Raw genomic sequence first — 17770 nt, forward strand, 5'->3', positions numbered from 1 at the left:
GGCCGCCTCAATCCAGGCGACGGGATGACCACCCAGCGAACCGAGGGGTCATCCCAGAGCCTGCCCGTCCGGCGAGGACAGCTTTTCAGCTACGGTTGGCATCCTTACGCGCCGGTTCCTCCGTACTCAGACGAGAAGCCCACTCGGTAACCCGCCGAGCAACATCCTGAGCAGTCAGCCCGATACGAGCCAGCACCTCATCCCGGCTCCCCAGATCATGGAACGACTGCGGCACAGCAAGATCCCGCAACGGCACGTCACACTCCGCGTCCCGGAACATCGCAGCCAGCGCCGAGCCAAAGCCCCCATGCCGCCCACTGTCCTCGACAGTCACAACAAGCTTGTGCTGCGAAGCAAGAGCAACGAGCTCAGCCGGAACGGGCAACACCCACCGCGGATCCACCACAGTCACCCCGATGCCCTGATCCGCCAGCCGATCCGCAGCCGCCAGACCAAGCGTCGCGAACGCACCCACCGTCACCAGCAGAACGTCCGCACCTTCCGTCGGCCGCCGCAGCACATCAACCGTGCCGATCCGCTCGACAGCAGCGACGTCAGTCCCGACCTTGCCCTTCGAGAACCGCAAAGCCGTCGGCCCATCAGCCACATCGACAGCTTCGTTCAGCTCTTCCCGCAGCGTCGCCGGGTCACGAGGAGCAGCAACCCGCATCCCGGGAACCATCCCGAGCAGAGACAGGTCCCACATCCCGTGGTGACTGGGCCCATCCGGCCCGGTGATCCCGGCCCGGTCGAGCACCAACGTCACCGGCAGCCGATGCAGCGCCACATCCATCAGCACCTGGTCGAAAGCCCGGTTGAGGAACGTCGAGTAGATCGCGACGACCGGGTGCATCCCACCCATGGCGAGCCCAGCAGCAGAAGTAACCGCATGCTGCTCGGCGATCCCGACGTCGTACCACCGATCCGGGAACGACTCGGCGAACTTGTCCAGCCCGGTCGACCGCAACATGGCCGCGGTGATCGCGACGACGTCCTCGCGCTCGGCCCCGATCTTCGCGAGCTCCTCACCGAACACCCCGGTCCAGCTGGGCCCCTTGACCGGCGGCAGCCCGGTCTCCGGATCGATCGGATCGGTCTGGTGCATCTGGTCGTGCTCGTTGTTGACCGCGGGCGCGTACCCATGTCCCTTTTCGGTCACCACGTGCACGATCACGGCGCCACCGAACGCCTTGGCGCTCAGGAACGCCTTCTCCAGCGCCACCTGATCGTGCCCATCAACGGGCCCGAGGTACTTCAACCCCAGATCGGAGAACATCGCCTGCGGGCTGAGCGCATCCTTCAACCCGGCCTTCGCAGCGTGCAGAGCGGCGTAAATCGGCTTGCCGACGACCGGAGTGTGCTTGAGGATCTCCCGCCCACCGTCGAGGAGCCGCTCGTAACCGGGCTGCAAGCGCAACGCGGCGAGGTGATCGGCCAGCCCGCCGATGGTCGGCGAGTACGACCGCCCGTTGTCGTTGATGACGATGACGACCGGCCGGTCCCGGTGGGCAGCGATGTTGTTGAGCGCTTCCCAGCACATCCCCCCGGTCAGCGCGCCGTCCCCGACGACGGCGATCGCGTGCCGCCCCCCGCCGTCCAGCTCGAACGCCTTCGCCAGCCCGTCCACATAGGACAGCCCGGACGACGCGTGACTGCTCTCCACCCAGTCGTGGTCACTCTCCGCGCGCGACGGGTAACCGGTGACACCGCCGGTCTGCCGCAGCAGGTCGAACCCGCCGGCCCGGCCGGTGACGATCTTGTGCACATAGGCCTGGTGACCGACGTCCCACACGATCGCGTCACGCGGCGAGTCGAACACGCGGTGCAACGCCAGCGTGAGCTCGACGACGCCGAGGTTCGGGCCCAGGTGCCCGCCCGCGCGGCGGACCTTGTCGACGAGGAAGTCCCGGATCTCGGCAGCCAGTTCGCCGAGGTCCTCGACACTCATGCGCTTGAGGTCCGCCGGTCCGCTGAGGGACTCCAGCATCGTCACTCGTCTCCACCTCGCTCGTCTTCGGACACCCCACGTTCCGGCCAGTCTACGGAGACCCGCCAGGGTGGTTCCGCCCGCCGCGTCCGGCATCACAGGCGGAGAGCGATCGCCTGTCAGCACGCGGGGTGAACCTCGTCTCCCGGCCGTGCTGTGGCGGTCACGCGGCGTGGCCACGAGAATGGGGTCCATGGCGGACTTCTTCATCGGCGGCGACTGGGTGGACGCGGTGGGCGGCGGCCGCCGGAAGATCCGCTGCCCGGCGGACGGTTCCCTGGTCGCGTCGGTCGCGGAGGGCACCGCCAAGGACACCGAGGCGGCCATCGCGGCGGCGCGGCGGGCGTTCGACGCCGGCCCGTGGCCCGGCACACCCGCGCACCTGCGCGGTGACCTGCTGCTGCGCACCGCCGACCTGCTGGATCGCGACGCGGAGGCGTTCGCCCGCGCGGAGTCGCTCGACACCGGCAAGCGCCTGGTCGAGAGCCGCTACGACATGGCCGACATCGCGGCCTGCCTGCGCTACTTCGGCAAGCTCGCGGCGCAGGACGCCGGGCGCGTCGTCGACACCGGCAACCCGGACGCGATCAGCCGGATCGTGCACGAGCCGGTCGGCGTCTGCGGGCTGATCACGCCGTGGAACTACCCGCTGTTGCAGACGGTGTGGAAGATCGCACCGGCGCTGGCGGCGGGCAACACGTTCGTGCTCAAGCCCAGCGAGCTGACGCCGCACACGGCGATCCTGTTCCTGAAGCTGCTCACCGAGGCGGGCCTGCCGCCGGGCGTGGGCAACCTGGTGCTCGGTGCCGGGGCCGAGGTGGGCGCGCCGCTGGCGGCCCACCCGGACGTCGACCTGGTGTCGTTCACCGGCGGCCTGGCCACCGGCAAGGTGATCGCCGCGTCGGCCGCGGCCACGGTCAAGAAAGTGGCCCTCGAGCTGGGCGGCAAGAACCCGAACGTGGTCTTCGCCGACGCCGATTTCGAGACGGCGGTCGACTACGCGCTGACGGCGGTGTTCCTGCACTCGGGCCAGGTCTGCTCGGCGGGCACGCGGCTGATCGTGCAGCGCGAGTGGCACGACGACTTCGTGGCCGAGCTGGTCCGCCGCGCCGAGCGCATCCGCCTGGGCGGCCCGTTCGACTCCCACGCGGAGACGGGCCCGCTGATCTCGGCGGCGCACCGGTCCAAGGTGGAGGCGTACGTGGCGGCGGCGCTGGCGGAGGGCGCGGTGCTGCGCACGGGCGGCCGCCGTCCCGACGACCCGGCGCTGGCGGAGGGCTTCTACTACCTGCCGACCATCCTGGACGAGGTGCGCCAGGGCTCGCCGGCGGTCGTGGAGGAGTCGTTCGGGCCGGTGCTGACGGTGGAGACGTTCACCGACGAGGACGACGCCGTCCGCATCGCCAACGACACGCACTACGGCCTGGCGGGCGCGGTGTTCACGCAGGACGCTTCGCGCGCGCAGCGGGTGGCCGGCCGGCTGCGGCACGGGACGGTGTGGATCAACGACTTCCACCCGTACCTCCCCCAGGCCGAGTGGGGCGGCTACAAGCAGTCCGGCTTCGGCCGCGAGCTGGGCCCGACGGGGCTGGCGGAGTACACCGAGGTCAAGCACGTCTACCAGAACCTGCGCCCGGGCCCGCAGCACTGGTTCGCGAGCTGAGTCGCCCGATCGGGATCATTCGAACGGCCCAGCGTTTTATGCTGCGGGTGTGACGCAGTGGCGCGTGCCGCGAGCGGTGCTGGTGGCGATCGCCGGCCTGGGGGTGATCGCGGGCTTGACCCTGCGCACGGCGGCGGTCCCGGCGGCGCTGCCACCGGGCACCCCGGACCCGGAACTGGCGGTCGGCCTGCGGCTGGTGTGCGCGGCGGCGGTCCTGCTGGCGGGGACGCTGACGTATTTGACGTTCGCCCGGCGCGAGGACGAGCCGCTGGCGATGGCGTGCCTGCCGGGCCTGGTGGTGACGGGCGTGATCCTGCGGCACCTGGTGGTGACCCTGCCGGGGGTGACGCGCTTCCAGCCGGCGGCACGGGTGGCACCGGGAGCCGGGGCGTGGGTACTGCTGGCGTCGGGGGTGGCGATGACGGCAGCGGGCCTGGCGGCGGCGTTCGCGGTGCGACGGGCCAGCTGACCTGCGGCCGGACCGCGCTCAGGACAGCAGCGCCACGCACTCCACGTGGTGCGTCATCGGGAACGCGTCGAACGCCCGCAGATCCGTCAGCGAGTACCCGTGCGAGGCGAACGTGGCCAGGTCGCGGGCGAGCGCCGCCGGGTCGCAGGCCACGTACACGATCCGGTCCGGCGCGCCCGCCACGATCGACTCCACGACCGCCTTGCCCGCGCCCTTGCGCGGCGGGTCCAGCACCACGACGTCGACCGGCTTGGCCGCCGACTCCAGTACGTGCTCCACGCGCCCCGCCTGCCACGAGACCTGCGGGAGGTCCGCCAGGTTCCGCTCGCCGTCGGTGACCGCACGGCGGCCCGACTCGATCGCCAGCACCCGCCCCGACGTGCCGACCTGCGAAGCCAGCACCGACGCGAACAGGCCGACCCCGGCGTAGAGGTCCCAGGCCGAGCCGCCCGCCGGTGCCTCCGCCCACTCCGCGACGACCGCCGCGAGCGTGGGGGCCGCCGCCGGGTGGACCTGCCAGAAGCCGTGGGCGTCGAGCTGCCAGTCGCGGCCCGCCGCGTGCTGGACCGCCACGCCGCCGGACAGCTGGCGGGCGCGGACCTTGCCGCGGACCGTCGACAGCTCGCGCACGTGCCGGGTGCCGTTGCCGTCACTGGTCACCTCCAGCTCGGCGCCCGGGCGCCAGCGGCGCGCGAGGACGTCGTCCAGCGCGCCCGGCACCGCGATCGGGCACTTCTCCAGCGGCACCACGCGGTGGCTGTGGTGGGCGCGCAGGCCCGCGCGCCCGTCCCGGCCGGCGACCAGCCGGACGCGGCTGCGCCAGTCCAGCGACCCGCCCTCCAGCGCCTCCACGACGACCTCGCGCTCGATGCCCGCCAGCCGCTGCAGCTGCTCGGCCACCACGGCGGCCTTCAGCTCGAGCTGGTACGACGGTGCCGCGTGCTGCCAGTCGCACCCGCCGCAGCCGCCGGGCACCGCGAGCGGACAGGGCGGCTCGACCCGCGCCTCGGCCGCCATCAGCACCTCCACCGCGTCGCCGCGGCAGAACGAACCGCCGTTGTCCTCGGTGACCTCGACGCGGACCCGCTCCCCCGGCAGCGCGTGCCGGACGAACACCACGCGGCCCTCGGCACGCGCCACGCAGTGGCCGCCGTGCGCGACCGGCCCGACCTCGACCTCGAGGACGCGACCCAGCCAGCTCGTCATTCGGCCGGCTCCTTCGGCTTCGGTGCGGCGGCCCGCTTGCCGTTGGGCGAGAAACCGCGCCGGACGTCACCGGCCGCGGGCCGTTCGTTCCGGACGCGCGCGGCCGCCTTGGCCGAGGACTCCAGCTGCCACGGCACGCTCGCCACGATCACGCCGGACTGGAACAGCAGCCGACCCTTGAGCCGCAGCGCGCTCTGGTTGTGCAGCACCTGCTCCCACCAGTGCCCGACCACGTACTCCGGGATGAACACGGTGACCACGTTGCGCGGGTTGTCGCCGCGCACGCGCTTCACGTAGTCGAGCACCGGCTTCGTGATCTCGCGGTAGGGCGATTCGACGACCTTCAGCGGCACCTTGAAGTTGTGCGCGTCCCACTCGGCGGTGAGCCGGCGCGTGTCGGCATCGTCCACGTTGACCGTCACGGCTTCGAGGACGTCCGGGCGCATCGCCTTGGCGTAGGCCAGCGCGCGCAGCGTCGGGCGGTGCAGTTTGGACACCAGGACGATCGCGTGGTTGCGCGACGGCAGCACGGTCGGGGTGTCGCCGAGGTCCTTCAGCTCGTCGGCGACGCGGTCGTAGTGCTTCCGGATCGCCGTCATCAGCACGAAGATCGCCACCATCGCCGCGATCGCGATCCACGCGCCGAGCAGGAACTTCGTGATCAGGACGATCACCAGCACGACGCCGGTGCAGGTGAGACCGACCGCGTTGACCGTCTGGGAGCGCCGCATCCGCCGCCGCTTCGCGGGGTCGGTTTCCTTGGCCAGCAACCGGTTCCAGTGCCGGATCATGCCGGCCTGGCTCACCGTGAACGACACGAACACGCCCACGATGTAGAGCTGGATGAGCCGGGTGACCTCGGCGTCGAACGCGATGATCAGCACGAGCGCGAACGCCGCGAGGAACAGGATGCCGTTGGAGAACGCCAGCCGGTCGCCGCGGGTGTGCAGCTGCCGCGGGAGGTAGCGGTCCTGCGCCAGGATCGAGCCCAGCACCGGGAAGCCGTTGAACGCGGTGTTCGCGGCCAGCAGCAGGATGATGCCGGTGGAGAAGGAGATGTAGTAGAACGCCGGCGGGAAGTCGGCGAACACCGCGTGCGCGATCTGCGCGACGATCGTCTTCTGCTCGTAGCCCGCGGGTGCGCCGGCGAGCTGCTCGGCCGGGTCCTCGGCGAACTTGACGTCGGTGATCGTCGCGAGCGTGATGATGCCGACCAGCATGGTGACCGCGAGCAGGCCCATCATCAGCAGCGTGGTGGCCGCGTTCTTCGACTTGGGCTTCTGGAACGCCGGGACGCCGTTGCTGATCGCCTCGACCCCGGTCAGCGCCGCCGCGCCGGAGGAAAACGCCCGCAGCACCAGGAACGCGTAAGCGACGCCGGCGAAAGTGCCTTCGGCGTTCAGCGTGAACCCGGCGCTCTCGGCCTTCATCTCGGTGCCGGTGGCCGCCTGCACCAGGCCCCACACGACCATGACCAGGATGCCCAGGATGAAGCCGTATGTCGGGATCGCGAAGGCCTTCCCCGACTCCCGGATGCCGCGCAGGTTCAGCGAGGTCAGCACGACGACGATGACGATCGACGCGAGCACCTTGTGCTGGGCCACCCACGGGACCGCAGAGCCGATGTTGGCCACACCGGACGAAGTGGACACCGCGACCGTCAGCACGTAGTCGACGAGCAGCGCGCTGGCCACGGTGAGGCCGAACTTGCCGCCGAGGTTGGTGTTGGCGACCTCGTAGTCGCCGCCGCCGCTCGGGTAGGCGTGCACGTTCTGCCGGTAGGACGCGACGACGACCAGCATGACCAGGGCGACCATGATGCCGATCCACGGCGCCAGCGCGTACGCGGAGAGGCCCGCGACGCTCAGCGTCAGGAAGATCTCTTCCGGCGCGTACGCCACGCTCGAGAGGGCGTCGGACGCGAAGATCGGCAGCGCGATGCGCTTCGGGAGGAGCGTGTGAGCGAGCCTGTCACTGCGGAACGGACGTCCGAGGACCAGGCGTTTCAGCACGGTCGGGAACTTCGACACCACCGGACAGTACAGCGGAGCGAAGCTCCTCGGTTGAGGGCGGTGGCGGGGAGGACGGTGGAAGTAGCCGCAGGGGTGCACGGTAGGTTCGGCGCTGGTATGTCGGGGTAGGTACGGACGGGTGAACCCGCCGAAGAGGAGGCAGGGCGTGCACGTGGTGATCATGGGATGCGGCCGGGTAGGCGCGTCCCTGGCCGCTGCGCTGGAGCGGCTCGGCCACGAGGTGGCCGTCATCGACAAGAACCAGCAGGCGTTCCGCAGGCTCGGCAGTGACTTCCACGGCCAGCAGGTCGTCGGCGTCGGCTTCGACCGCAGGGTGCTGGTCGAAGCGGGCATCGAGCGGGCCGGCGCGTTCGCCGCGGTGTCCAGCGGCGACAACTCGAACATCATTTCGGCACGGGTCGCGCGCGAGAACTTCGGCATCGAGCACGTCGTCGCGCGGATCTACGACCACAAGCGCGCGGCCGTCTACGAGCGGCTGGGGATCCCGACGGTCGCGACCGTGCCCTGGACCACCGACCGGTTCCTGCGGTCGCTGCTGCCGGACGGCGTGGCGTCGGCGTGGCGGGACCCGTCGGGCAACGTGGCGCTGCTGCAGCTGCCGCTGCACGAGGGCTGGGTCGGGCACTCCGTCCGGGCCCTGCAGGAGGCGACGGACGCGCGCGTGGCGTTCATCATGCGGTTCGGCACCGCCGTGCTGCCGGACCACAAGACCGTCGTGCAGGCGGACGACGTCGTGTGGGTGGCCGCGCGCTCCGGCACCGTCAGCGACGTGACCAGTGTGGCCCAGCGCGAACCGGAGGACGAGGCATGAGGGTCGCGATTGCGGGCGCGGGCGCGGTCGGCCGCTCCATCGCCGCCGAGCTGATCGACGGCAGGCACCAGGTGATGCTCATCGAGCGCGAGGCCGACCAGTTCGAGCCGCACGCGGTCGAGCAGGCCGACTGGGTGCTCGGCGACGCGTGCGAGGTGTCGATCCTGGAGGAGTCCGGGATCGAGCAGTGCGACGTGGTCATCGCCGCGACCGGCGACGACAAGGCCAACCTGGTGGTCTCGCTGCTGGCGAAGACGGAGTTCGCCGTCCGGCGCGTGGTGGCCCGGGTGAACAACCCGGCCAACGAGTGGCTGTTCACCGACGCCTGGGGCGTCGACGTGGCGGTCTCGACCCCGCGGATGCTCGCGGCGATGGTCGAGGAGGCGGTCAGCGTCGGCGACCTGGTGCGGCTGATGACGTTCCGCCAGAGCAACGCGAACCTCGTCGAGCTGACCCTGCCGGCCGAGACACCGCTGGCCGGGAAGCCGGTGAGCGAGCTGGCGCTGCCCCGGGACGCGGCGCTGGTGACGATCCTGCGCGGCGACCGGGTGATCGTGCCGCAGCCGGAGGACCCGCTGGAGCCGGGCGACGAGCTGCTGTTCGTCGCGACGGCCGACGTCGAGCCGGAGATCCGGACGGCACTGGGCTACTGAAGACGCGAAGAAGGCCCCCGGCGAGCACGCCGGGGGCCTTCTTCGCAGCTCGATCAGGCCTCGGGGGCCGCGTACTTCTCGCGCAGCCGGGCTTCGACCTCGGCGTCGGTCTCCGGCGCCGGCTCGGTCTCCGCCATCGCCTTCAGGCGCTTGTCCGACCGGCGCACCGCCCACACGACGACCAGCAGGCCCAGCGCGTACAGCGGGTACCCCATCGCGATCTTCGCGAAGGCCAGCCAGCCGGTGTAGTCCTCCTGGTACAGCCAGCGCTGCACCACGAACCGCGCCGCGAAGATCGCGGCCATCGCCAGCGTCGCGACGTCGTAGCCGTAGCGGGACGGCTTGTCTTTGCGCCACGCCTGGCCGGTGCCGTTCAGCATGTTCCAGACGACGCCCGCGATCGGCCAGCGGACCAGGACCGACACCACGAAGACGCCGCAGTAGATCAGGCTCGCGTAGATCCCGAACAGGAAGAAGCCCTTCGCGGACCCCGTGCGGTAGGCGATGAACGCCGCGATCGCCACGCCGAAGAACCCCGAGATCGCCGGCTGCAGCGGTTCCTTGCGGACCAGCCGCAGCACGGTGATGGCCACCGCGCTGCCGATCGAGGTCCAGATGGCCGCGGTCAGGCCGAAGAACGAGTTCGCCAGCACGAAGACGATCACCGGCAGCGACGAGTAGACCAGGCCGGACACGCCGCCCATCTGCTCGAGCAGGGTGGGCTGCGGCTCGTCGCCGTCGTCGGTCTTCTTCTCGCTCGGGGCGGGTTCAGTCACGATGGGTGATCAACTCACTGGGCTCTGGAGCTCGTAATAGGGGTTGTACAGCACCTTCTGGCCGTCACGCTCGGCCATCCGGCCGCGCACCTTGATCGTCCGGCCAGGCTCGATGCCCGGGATCCGGCGGCGGCCGAGCCAGATTAGCGTCACGCCCTGTGTCCCGTCGAACAGCTCGGCCTCCAGGGTGGCGGCCTCGTTCGTCGGGCAGAGCTCCACGCTGCGGAGTCTCCCCATCACGGTGACCTCTTCACCGGACCGGCAGTCACAGGCCCGCTGCGCCCCTTCGGCGCCCGACCTCATCGACATCTCGTCTGCGTCGAGATCCTCGACGTCGCTGGTCAGCTTGCGTACCAGCCGGCTGAAGTAGCCGCCGTCTTTGGCGGACATAGGTGCTCCTGTGCTCCGGGGCCCCCGACAAAATTGCTTGCGGCCCGTGCGATTCCAGCGTACTGCGGTCCCCGCCAGGGAAACGCCTTTGCGCAAAGATCGCAACGTGACGTCCGCGATCAGAGTTCCCGCCGCGGTGCTGCTGCCCGGCACCGGCTCGGACGAGGTGTTCGTCCGGGCCGTCTTCGGAGGGCCCCTGCGCGCCCTCGGTGTCCCGCTCGTCGCGCCACCGCCACCGCGGGGTGCGGCGCTGGCCGACGGCTACCTGGCGGCCCTCGACGCGCTCGCGGACGAACACGGCGAACTGCTCGTAGGCGGCATTTCGTTCGGCGCGCACCTGGCCGCGGAGTGGGCCGTGCGCAACCCGGGCCGTTGCGGGGGCCTGCTGGCCGCCCTCCCGGCCTGGAACGGCGTCCCGGGCCCAGCACCCGCGTCGCTGGCCGCGACGCTGTCGGCGGACCTGGTGGCCGGTTCCGGCGTCGACGTCGCCCTCGCCCAGACCGGGGGCAGCCCGGACTGGCTGCGGGCCGAACTGGACCGGGCGTGGCGCCGCCACGGCGACGGGCTCGCGGCCGGCCTGCGCGTGGCGGCCGGCCGTCCTTCGCCAACCCTGGCCGAGCTCTCGCGGCTGGCCGTCCCGGCCGGGGTCGGCACGTGCACCGACGACCCGATCCACCCGACGAAAGTCGCGTCGGAGTGGGCGAGCGCACTCCCCCGCGCGGCGCTCGGCGAGACGACGCTCACGGCACTGGGCGCCGACCGCGAGTCCCTGGGCCGGGCGACCGTCCTGGCCCTCCTGCGGGCCCTCCGAACGCCGTGAAGGCCACCGTGGGGAAGCACGAGTTCCTCACGGTGGCCTTCACGAACGTCCAGGTCAGCCACGGTCTGCCCGGCGGGCCCGGACCACTGCCGCTCGCAGTTCGGCGACGCCCGCGCAAGGCTCAGCCACGGTCTTCCAGACGGCTCGGACCGCCGCGGCCCGGGTTCCGTGGGCCGAACACCGTGAAGGCCACCGCGGGGAAGCACGAGTTCCTCACGGTGGCCTTCACGAACGTCCAGGTCAGCCCTGTTGCTGCTGGGCCGCGATGTGCTCGGCGACCGCCTCGGGCAGCGTGATGGTCAGCGGGGTGCGGACCGGCATCGGGGCGTCGCCGCGGTCGACGATCGTGCGCCGGACGATCTCGCGCAGCACCTCGACGGCCCCCGCGGCCTCCGACTGCGGGCCGGCGATCACGCCGCGCAGCATCCAGCGGGGCCGGTCGACGCCGACGAACCGCAGCGCGACGTCGCCGACGATGGCCGAGATCTCCAGGCCCCACTTGCCGCGGCCGATGTTGACCTTCGCGCCGTCGGCCCGCAGCTGCTCGGCGAGCTCGGTGCTCACCTCGCGCCACAGCCCGCCCGAGCGCGGCGCGGCGTACGCGCTGACCGTGATCTGGCCCTGCTCGGTGACGACGTGCACGGCGCGCACGCCCCCGGTCTCCGGGTCCATCTCGACCTGGACCTGGGAGCCGTCCGGCACCGGCACCTTCACCGACCCGAGGTCGATCCGCGGGACGCCGTCGTCGTCGAAGTCCGCGACGTCGAACGGGCCGTCGGAAACGTCCGAAAGCTCCGAGTCCTCGTCGTCGTAGGCTTCGTCCCCGATCGTGTCGTCGGCATCGGGCGCGGCGTGCCTGCCCGCGGACCCGCCCTCGGTCCGCCGCTTGCGTCCGAAAATCCCCACTACTTCTCCGTTCCTTCCCCCGCGCCGGTGCTCGTCGCGAGCGCCGGTGCTCCCAGTGTGGCGTGTCCGCCGGTGGATCCGTAGCCGCCGGCACCCCGTTCGGTGGTGTCGAGCTCGGCGACCTCGACGAACTCGGCGTGCTCGACCCGCTGCACGACCAGCTGGGCGATGCGGTCGCCGCGCGTGAGCTTCACCGGGTGCACCGGGTCGTGGTTGATCAGGCAGACCTTGATCTCCCCGCGGTAGCCCGCGTCGATCGTGCCGGGGGTGTTCACCACCGAGAGGCCGACCCGGGCGGCCAGGCCCGACCGCGGGTGGACGAACCCCGCGTACCCGGGCGGGAGCGCGATCGCGACACCGGTGCCGACCACCCCGCGTTCGCCGGGTTCGAGCACGATATCCGAGGTGGTGACGAGATCGGCGCCCGCGTCGCCCGGTCGGGCGTAGGCGGGCAGCGGGACATCCGGGTCGAGCCGGGAGAGGAGTACCTGAACGCTGGACACGGGCGGCGAGATTACTCTCTACCCGTGGGTGAATCAGCGAAGACGGCCGCTAGCGCCGCGGTCCGGCACTCCGAGCGGCTCTACGTCCCGTGGTGGGGCTGGCCGCTGCCGGTCCTCGGCGCGATCCTGCTGGCGGCCGAGATCGACATGGGTTACCCGGGGATCCGGGCGTGGCTGCCGTACGTGATCGCGCTGCCGGTCGTCGTGGCGCTGCTGGTGTCGCTGGGCCGGTCGAAGGTCCGGATCACCGGCGGTGACGAGCCGGAGCTGTGGGTCGGCGACGCCCACCTGCCGCTGCGCTACGCCGGCGAGGTGGAGATCTTCGACAAGGAAGCCAAGCGCAAGGCGCTCGGGCGCGACGGCGACCCCGCGGCCTACGTGGTGCACCGCGGCTGGGTCGGCCCGGTCGTGCGGGTCCGCTTGACCGACCCCGAAGACCCGACGCCGTACTGGCTGTTCAGCACCCGGCACCCCGAGCGCGTCGCCGAGCTGCTGAAGAGCGCCTGACCTCCGCTCCACCCTCCTCGAGACATGGGAAGGGGGCCGGCCTGCCGGCCGGCCCCCTTGTCCCCAGCGCGCTTCGAGCCTCCCCCTTGGTGCCCTCGAGGCTCTCAGTCGCGTCTGTTCGTCCCCTGAACCCTGTCCGAGATCCCGCGTTCGTCAGGCGCAGTCGCGGCAGATCAGGCGTCCACCGCTTTCCTCGGCCAGCCGGCTGCGGTGGTGCACCAGGAAGCACACGGAGCAGGTGAACTCGTCCGCCTGCTTCGGCACCACCTTCACGGTCATGTCCTCACCGGAAAGCCCGGAAAGGTCGGCACCCGGCAGCTCGAAGTTCTCGGCGGTCGCGTCCTCGTCGACGTCGACGACGCCGGACTGGTTCTCGTTGCGCCGGGCCTTGAGCTCCTCCAACGAGTCTTCGGCCAGCTCGTCGGCTTCGCTGCGGCGCGGAGCGTCGTAGTCGGTAGCCATGTGTCCCTCACCCCTGCGATCAGCTTGTGTAGTCGTTATCCGGACCCCCGGGTCGCCCCGCGAGTCCGCCGTGCCGCTGGTCAACGTTCCAGGGCCCTCGTTTGTGCCCGACGGCCGAAGTGACCGAGGTCTCTTCTTTTCGCGCCTCTTCCTGCGGCCGGAGCCCGGGAAGGGTAGCTCACGCCCGCGACGGTTCTGCAACGAGTCAGACATTGCCGGGGATTCGTCACCCGACAGGGGGAACCCGCAGGTAAGACGCGTTGTCGTCCGTTCGGGTTGCGCGCAGGTGGAGAACCCCACACGCGGCCCGTGTCCGCTTGCCCCGCCCGTCCCGGCCGTGGTGCGATCGCCGCACGGGGATCGGGTGTTCCACCGGGGTGACCCGGGACGGTGCACGCCGGTCGCAGCGCCTAGGCTGATCGGCCACGACGGTGCCGCGTTCGCACGGTCGGGTTCGGTGTTCGGGAAGGGACGGGCAGGTGGCGTCGGGGAACGGCATCGGGGACCGTGGGGCGCGGCCGTATCGCAAGCACAAGCCGCTGCCGGCGCTGATCGTCATCGCCGTGCTCGCCCTCGGCGCGATCATCGTCTGGATCAACGCGGCGGTCGGCAAGGGCGACGTCGACGAGGCCGTGAAGTGCGACCCGCCCGCGAGCCCGCCGCCGGGTGTCACGTTCAGCACCCTGCCCCACGCTTCGCTCGACGACCGCGCGCCGGTCCCGCCGGACAAGGTCGCGGTCAAGGTCCTCAACGCGTCGAGCACGCGCGGCCAGGGCGGCATCGCCACGACGGCGCTGAAGGAGCTGGGCTTCACCGGCACCGGCGAGCCGGGCAACGACCCCGCGTACGAGGGCCGCGTGGCCAAGTGCCGCGGCCAGATCCGCTTCGGCGAGAACGGCGTCACCGCGGCGCGGACGCTGAGCCTGGTGGTGCCCTGCGCCGAGCTGGTCCAGGACAACCGCAAGGACGCGAGCGTCGATCTGGTGACGGGCACGCTGTTCGGCGACATCCGGCCGCGCGCGGAGGCCCGGCAGATCCTCACGCAGCTGGCGGACTGGTCCAGGACCCACCAGGGCGGCGGCGGCAACGAGCAGTCGGCGGGCGCCAAGGCCCCGGTGATCGACCAGACGCTGCTGGCTTCCGCCCGCGACGTCGCCTGCTGAGTTCGCTCCCCCGGCGCTCTCCGGGCGGCCTGCGACATCACCTGCCGACCCGGCGGCCGCGGGGGGCGCCCCCGTTTTCCACGCTACCGCCGGCCACCGACAGTTCCGGCTACCCGGCGCCGGCTCAGACCTCCGCGGCGCCGCAGCCGGCCAGGAGCTCCCGCAGCGGGTCCGCGATCGACGGCGCCGCCGCGTAGGTCGCGTCCGCGCCCAGCTCCGGCACCGACCCCGGGAGCGACACCGCCGCGCCCGCCTCCGCCGCGATCAGCGCGCCCGCCGCCCAGTCCCACCGGTGCAGGCCGTGCTCCACGTACGCGTCCAGCCAGCCCGCCGCGACCGCGCACAGGTCCAGCGACGCCGCCCCGTTGCGCCGGATGTCCCGCACCCGCCCCAGCAGCTCCGCCGCGAAGCGCGACTGCCGCGTCCGGCGCTCCGCCGCGTACGCGAAACCGGTCCCGACCAACGTCAGCTCCAGCCGCGACGGCGCCGACACCGTCAGCCGGCGGCCGTCCAGGTACGCGCCTTGGCCGCGGGCGGCCGTCCAGACGCGGCCGCTCACCGGCTCCACGACCGCGCCCGCGACCGATTCGCCGCCGACCTGCGCCGCCACCGACACCGCGAACCACGGGAGCCCGTAGAGGAAGTTGACCGTGCCGTCGATCGGGTCGACCACCCAGGTCACGCCGTCGCCGGCGACGCCGCCGCCCTCCTCGCCCAGCACCTCGTCGTCCGGGCGCAGTGCGGCCAGCCGGGCGCGCACCAGGCGTTCGGACTCGTGGTCGACCGCGGTCACCACGTCGGTGTCCGCGGACTTGGTGCCCACGGCCACCGAACGACCGTTCGCCATCCCGTCCCAGGCTTCTCGAACCAGCTCGGCGGCTTCCGTCGCGACCTGCTCCGCGACGCTTTTCAGCAACGACTCGTCAACTCCCACGTCCGCCATGTCACCACATCCGGTTAAAGTCTCCGAGGCAGGCTTCTGAATCGTGCGAGAAGGGACCACGTCCGTGGTGGAGGCGACCCGCCGAGGTTTCGGCATCGACATCGGCGGCAGCGGGATCAAGGGCGCCTTGGTGGACCTGGACAAGGGCCGGCTCATCGGCGACCGGATCCGGATCGAGACACCGAAGCCGTCCACGCCGTCGGCGGTGGCGGACGTCGTGCACGACATCGTCACGCAGGCGGACTGGGACGGCCCGGTCGGCGTGACGCTCCCGGCCGTCGTCAAGAAGGGCGTCGCGCACACAGCGGCCAACATCGACAAGCAGTGGATCGGCACCGACGCCGACGCGCTGTTCGCCAAGCGGCTCGGCCGCGGCGTCGACCAGGTCGCGATGCTCAACGACGCCGACGCGGCGGGCATGGCGGAGATCCGCTTCGGCGACCCGGTCGCGCGCAAGGGCGTCACGGCGCTGCTCACCTTCGGCACCGGCATCGGCAGCGCGGTGTTCCAGGACGGCAAGCTCGTCCCGAACACCGAGTTCGGTCACCTCGAGATCGACGGGCACGACGCGGAGAAGCGGGCGGCGGCGTCGGTCAAGGACAACGAGGGGCTCTCCTACCCCGAATGGGCCAAGCGGGTGCACCGTTATCTGACCGTGCTCGAGAACCTGATCTGGCCGGACCTGTTCATCGTCGGCGGCGGGGTCAGCAAGAAGTCCGAGAAATGGGTGCCGCTGCTGGACATCCGCACTCCGGTGCTGGTGGCGACGCTGCAGAACAACGCCGGGATCGTCGGCGCCGCGGCCGCCGCGGCCGAGGGCATCCAGCACTGATCCGGCTCTGATCAGGTGCTCGCGACGGGGCTGAGGGTGATCGCTTCGCACCGCATGCGCGTACCGTCGTTACAATGGAACACGGCCCACGGCTGCGGAGGGCAAAACCGCAGGCCGAGGCGTGATCCCCGAATGTGAGGCAGCAATGGCCGCCAGGCCGTTGCTCGTCGTGATCGACCGCTGCGAAAGGGCGTAAGTGGCAGCCGCAAGAACCGCAACCCGAGGCGGGACGAAGACAGCGACCGCAGCCGGCGAGCCGGCCGAAGAGGCAGCCACCGGGACGGCGAAGCCTGCGGCCCGCAAGACCACCACCGCCAAGAAGGCCCCGGCCAAGAAGGCCCCGGCGAAGAAGGCCGTGACCAAGGGCGCGAAGACCGAAGACGGCGACCCGGACGGTCCTGGCGAGATCGACGAAGCCGAACTCGACACGCCGGATCTGTCGGACCTGGAAGAGGTCGAGGTCGACGTCGTCGACGAGACCGTCAACGACGAACCGGACGCCGACACGGCGGACGACGACGATGACGACGACGACGAGGAGACCCCGGCGCAGCGCCGCCGTGGCGCCGCCGCCGACAAGGCCGCCGCCGCCAAGAGCTCCGACAACCCGGACTTCGTCTGGGACGAGGAGGAGTCGGAAGCCCTGCGCCAGGCGCGCAAGGACGCCGAGCTCACCGCGTCGGCCGACTCCGTGCGTGCCTACCTCAAGCAGATCGGCAAGGTCGCGCTGCTGAACGCGGAGGAGGAGGTGGAGCTGGCCAAGCGGATCGAGGCCGGGCTCTACGCTGCCGAGCGCGTGCGCACCGCCGAAGAGGAGGGCGAGAAGCTCGTCACCCAGATGCGCCGCGACCTCAAGTGGATCGTGCGCGACGGTGAGCGGGCGAAGAACCACCTGCTCGAGGCGAACCTCCGGCTCGTGGTCTCGCTGGCCAAGCGCTACACCGGCCGCGGCATGGCGTTCCTGGACCTGATCCAGGAGGGCAACCTCGGCCTGATCCGCGCGGTGGAGAAGTTCGACTACACCAAGGGCTACAAGTTCTCGACGTACGCCACGTGGTGGATCCGCCAGGCGATCACCCGCGCGATGGCCGACCAGGCCCGCACCATCCGCATCCCGGTGCACATGGTGGAGGTCATCAACAAGCTCGGCCGCATACAGCGCGAACTCCTGCAGGACCTCGGCCGCGAGCCGACGCCCGAGGAGCTCGCCAAGGAAATGGACATCTCCCCGGAGAAGGTCCTGGAGATCCAGCAGTACGCGCGTGAGCCGATCTCGCTCGACCAGACGATCGGCGACGAGGGCGACTCGCAGCTCGGTGACTTCATCGAGGACTCCGAAGCGGTCGTCGCGGTGGACGCGGTGTCGTTCACGCTGCTGCAGGACCAGCTCCAGTCGGTGCTGCAGACGCTGTCCGAGCGCGAGGCGGGCGTGGTCCGCCTGCGCTTCGGCCTCACGGACGGCCAGCCGCGCACGCTCGACGAGATCGGCCAGGTGTACGGGGTGACCCGCGAACGCATCCGGCAGATCGAGTCGAAGACGATGTCGAAGCTGCGCCACCCGTCGCGGTCCCAGGTACTGCGCGACTACCTGGACTGAGTCGTACTCACGGAAGAACCCCGTCACTCCGGTGGCGGGGTTCTTCCGT

The 17770-nt window shown here is 71.2% G+C and carries 18 protein-coding genes; 9 read left to right on the forward strand and 9 right to left on the reverse strand.

Annotated elements, in window-relative coordinates:
- Positions 1-85: 85 nt before the first annotated feature.
- Positions 86-1993, reverse strand: a complete 1908-nt coding sequence (gene dxs / locus MUY14_RS23285) for a 1-deoxy-D-xylulose-5-phosphate synthase (RefSeq protein ID WP_247011805.1) — start codon at positions 1991-1993, stop codon at positions 86-88.
- A 187-nt stretch (positions 1994-2180) separates the two neighbouring features.
- Between dxs and MUY14_RS23290 the strand changes: the two genes are divergently transcribed.
- Complete coding sequence (locus MUY14_RS23290) at positions 2181-3650, forward strand: aldehyde dehydrogenase family protein (protein WP_247011806.1); 1470 nt, start codon at positions 2181-2183, stop codon at positions 3648-3650.
- A gap of 49 nt (positions 3651-3699) precedes the next feature.
- Positions 3700-4119: a hypothetical protein gene (locus MUY14_RS23295; RefSeq protein WP_247011807.1), complete on the forward strand. Its 420-nt coding sequence runs from the start codon at positions 3700-3702 to the stop codon at positions 4117-4119.
- Positions 4120-4137: 18 nt separating this feature from the next.
- On the opposite strand, the gene MUY14_RS23300 is transcribed toward MUY14_RS23295, so the two are convergent.
- Together MUY14_RS23300 and MUY14_RS23305 are read right to left on the reverse strand one after the other, a co-directional pair.
- Positions 4138-5325 carry a class I SAM-dependent RNA methyltransferase gene (locus MUY14_RS23300; protein ID WP_247011808.1) on the reverse strand — a complete coding sequence of 396 codons (1188 nt, stop codon included), beginning with the start codon at positions 5323-5325 and terminating at the stop codon, positions 4138-4140.
- Positions 5322-7355 carry an APC family permease gene (locus MUY14_RS23305; protein ID WP_247011809.1) on the reverse strand — a complete coding sequence of 678 codons (2034 nt, stop codon included), beginning with the start codon at positions 7353-7355 and terminating at the stop codon, positions 5322-5324. Before MUY14_RS23305 ends, MUY14_RS23300 begins: the two co-directional genes overlap by 4 nt.
- 148 nt (positions 7356-7503) lie before the next feature.
- Between MUY14_RS23305 and MUY14_RS23310 the strand changes: the two genes are divergently transcribed.
- Together MUY14_RS23310 and MUY14_RS23315 are read left to right on the forward strand one after the other, a co-directional pair.
- On the forward strand, positions 7504-8169 hold the full coding sequence (locus MUY14_RS23310; protein ID WP_247011810.1) for a TrkA family potassium uptake protein: 666 nt from the start codon (positions 7504-7506) through the stop codon (positions 8167-8169).
- Entirely contained in the window at positions 8166-8822 is a 657-nt protein-coding gene (locus MUY14_RS23315; RefSeq protein ID WP_247011811.1) for a TrkA family potassium uptake protein, read from the forward strand. The genes MUY14_RS23310 and MUY14_RS23315 overlap by 4 nt, the downstream gene beginning before the upstream one ends.
- Before the next feature lie 53 nt (positions 8823-8875).
- Here MUY14_RS23315 and MUY14_RS23320 read toward each other — a convergent pair whose 3' ends face one another.
- Together MUY14_RS23320 and MUY14_RS23325 are read right to left on the reverse strand one after the other, a co-directional pair.
- The gene (locus tag MUY14_RS23320; protein WP_247011813.1) at positions 8876-9598 is read right to left on the reverse strand and encodes a DUF3159 domain-containing protein; all 723 of its coding nucleotides are present in this window, start codon (positions 9596-9598) and stop codon (positions 8876-8878) included.
- A gap of 9 nt (positions 9599-9607) precedes the next feature.
- Entirely contained in the window at positions 9608-9988 is a 381-nt protein-coding gene (locus MUY14_RS23325; RefSeq protein ID WP_003074944.1) for an OB-fold nucleic acid binding domain-containing protein, read from the reverse strand.
- 136 nt (positions 9989-10124) lie between these two features.
- On the opposite strand from MUY14_RS23325, the gene MUY14_RS23330 reads away from it, so the two are divergent.
- Positions 10125-10808 carry an alpha/beta fold hydrolase gene (locus tag MUY14_RS23330; RefSeq protein WP_247025216.1) on the forward strand — a complete coding sequence of 228 codons (684 nt, stop codon included), beginning with the start codon at positions 10125-10127 and terminating at the stop codon, positions 10806-10808.
- 240 nt (positions 10809-11048) lie between these two features.
- Here the strand turns inward: MUY14_RS23330 and MUY14_RS23335 are convergent, their stop codons facing one another.
- Together MUY14_RS23335 and dut are read right to left on the reverse strand one after the other, a co-directional pair.
- Complete coding sequence (locus MUY14_RS23335) at positions 11049-11714, reverse strand: DUF3710 domain-containing protein (protein WP_247011814.1); 666 nt, start codon at positions 11712-11714, stop codon at positions 11049-11051.
- Complete coding sequence (dut, locus tag MUY14_RS23340) at positions 11714-12217, reverse strand: dUTP diphosphatase (protein WP_247011815.1); 504 nt, start codon at positions 12215-12217, stop codon at positions 11714-11716. Before dut ends, MUY14_RS23335 begins: the two co-directional genes overlap by 1 nt.
- 24 nt (positions 12218-12241) lie before the next feature.
- Here dut and MUY14_RS23345 point away from each other — a divergent pair, with 24 nt between their 5' ends.
- Positions 12242-12724, forward strand: a complete 483-nt coding sequence (locus MUY14_RS23345; protein ID WP_247011816.1) for a DUF3093 domain-containing protein — start codon at positions 12242-12244, stop codon at positions 12722-12724.
- A gap of 153 nt (positions 12725-12877) precedes the next feature.
- On the opposite strand, the gene MUY14_RS23350 is transcribed toward MUY14_RS23345, so the two are convergent.
- Complete coding sequence (locus MUY14_RS23350; protein ID WP_086676737.1) at positions 12878-13186, reverse strand: DUF4193 domain-containing protein; 309 nt, start codon at positions 13184-13186, stop codon at positions 12878-12880.
- Positions 13187-13665: 479 nt separating this feature from the next.
- On the opposite strand from MUY14_RS23350, the gene cei reads away from it, so the two are divergent.
- A complete protein-coding gene (gene cei, locus MUY14_RS23355) occupies positions 13666-14349 on the forward strand; it encodes an envelope integrity protein Cei (protein ID WP_247011817.1) in 684 nt (227 codons plus the stop codon).
- Positions 14350-14473: 124 nt separating this feature from the next.
- Here cei and MUY14_RS23360 read toward each other — a convergent pair whose 3' ends face one another.
- Complete coding sequence (locus MUY14_RS23360; protein WP_247011818.1) at positions 14474-15292, reverse strand: inositol monophosphatase family protein; 819 nt, start codon at positions 15290-15292, stop codon at positions 14474-14476.
- A 64-nt stretch (positions 15293-15356) separates the two neighbouring features.
- Between MUY14_RS23360 and ppgK the strand changes: the two genes are divergently transcribed.
- The gene (gene ppgK / locus MUY14_RS23365) at positions 15357-16124 is read left to right on the forward strand and encodes a polyphosphate--glucose phosphotransferase (protein WP_396126866.1); all 768 of its coding nucleotides are present in this window, start codon (positions 15357-15359) and stop codon (positions 16122-16124) included.
- 196 nt (positions 16125-16320) lie between these two features.
- Positions 16321-17721, forward strand: coding sequence for an RNA polymerase sigma factor (locus tag MUY14_RS23370; protein ID WP_247011819.1), 1401 nt, complete (start codon positions 16321-16323; stop codon positions 17719-17721).
- Positions 17722-17770 lie beyond the last annotated feature (49 nt).

It is taken from the genome of Amycolatopsis sp. FBCC-B4732, assembly GCF_023008405.1.
Classification (GTDB): Bacteria; Actinomycetota; Actinomycetes; order Mycobacteriales; family Pseudonocardiaceae; genus Amycolatopsis; species Amycolatopsis pretoriensis_A.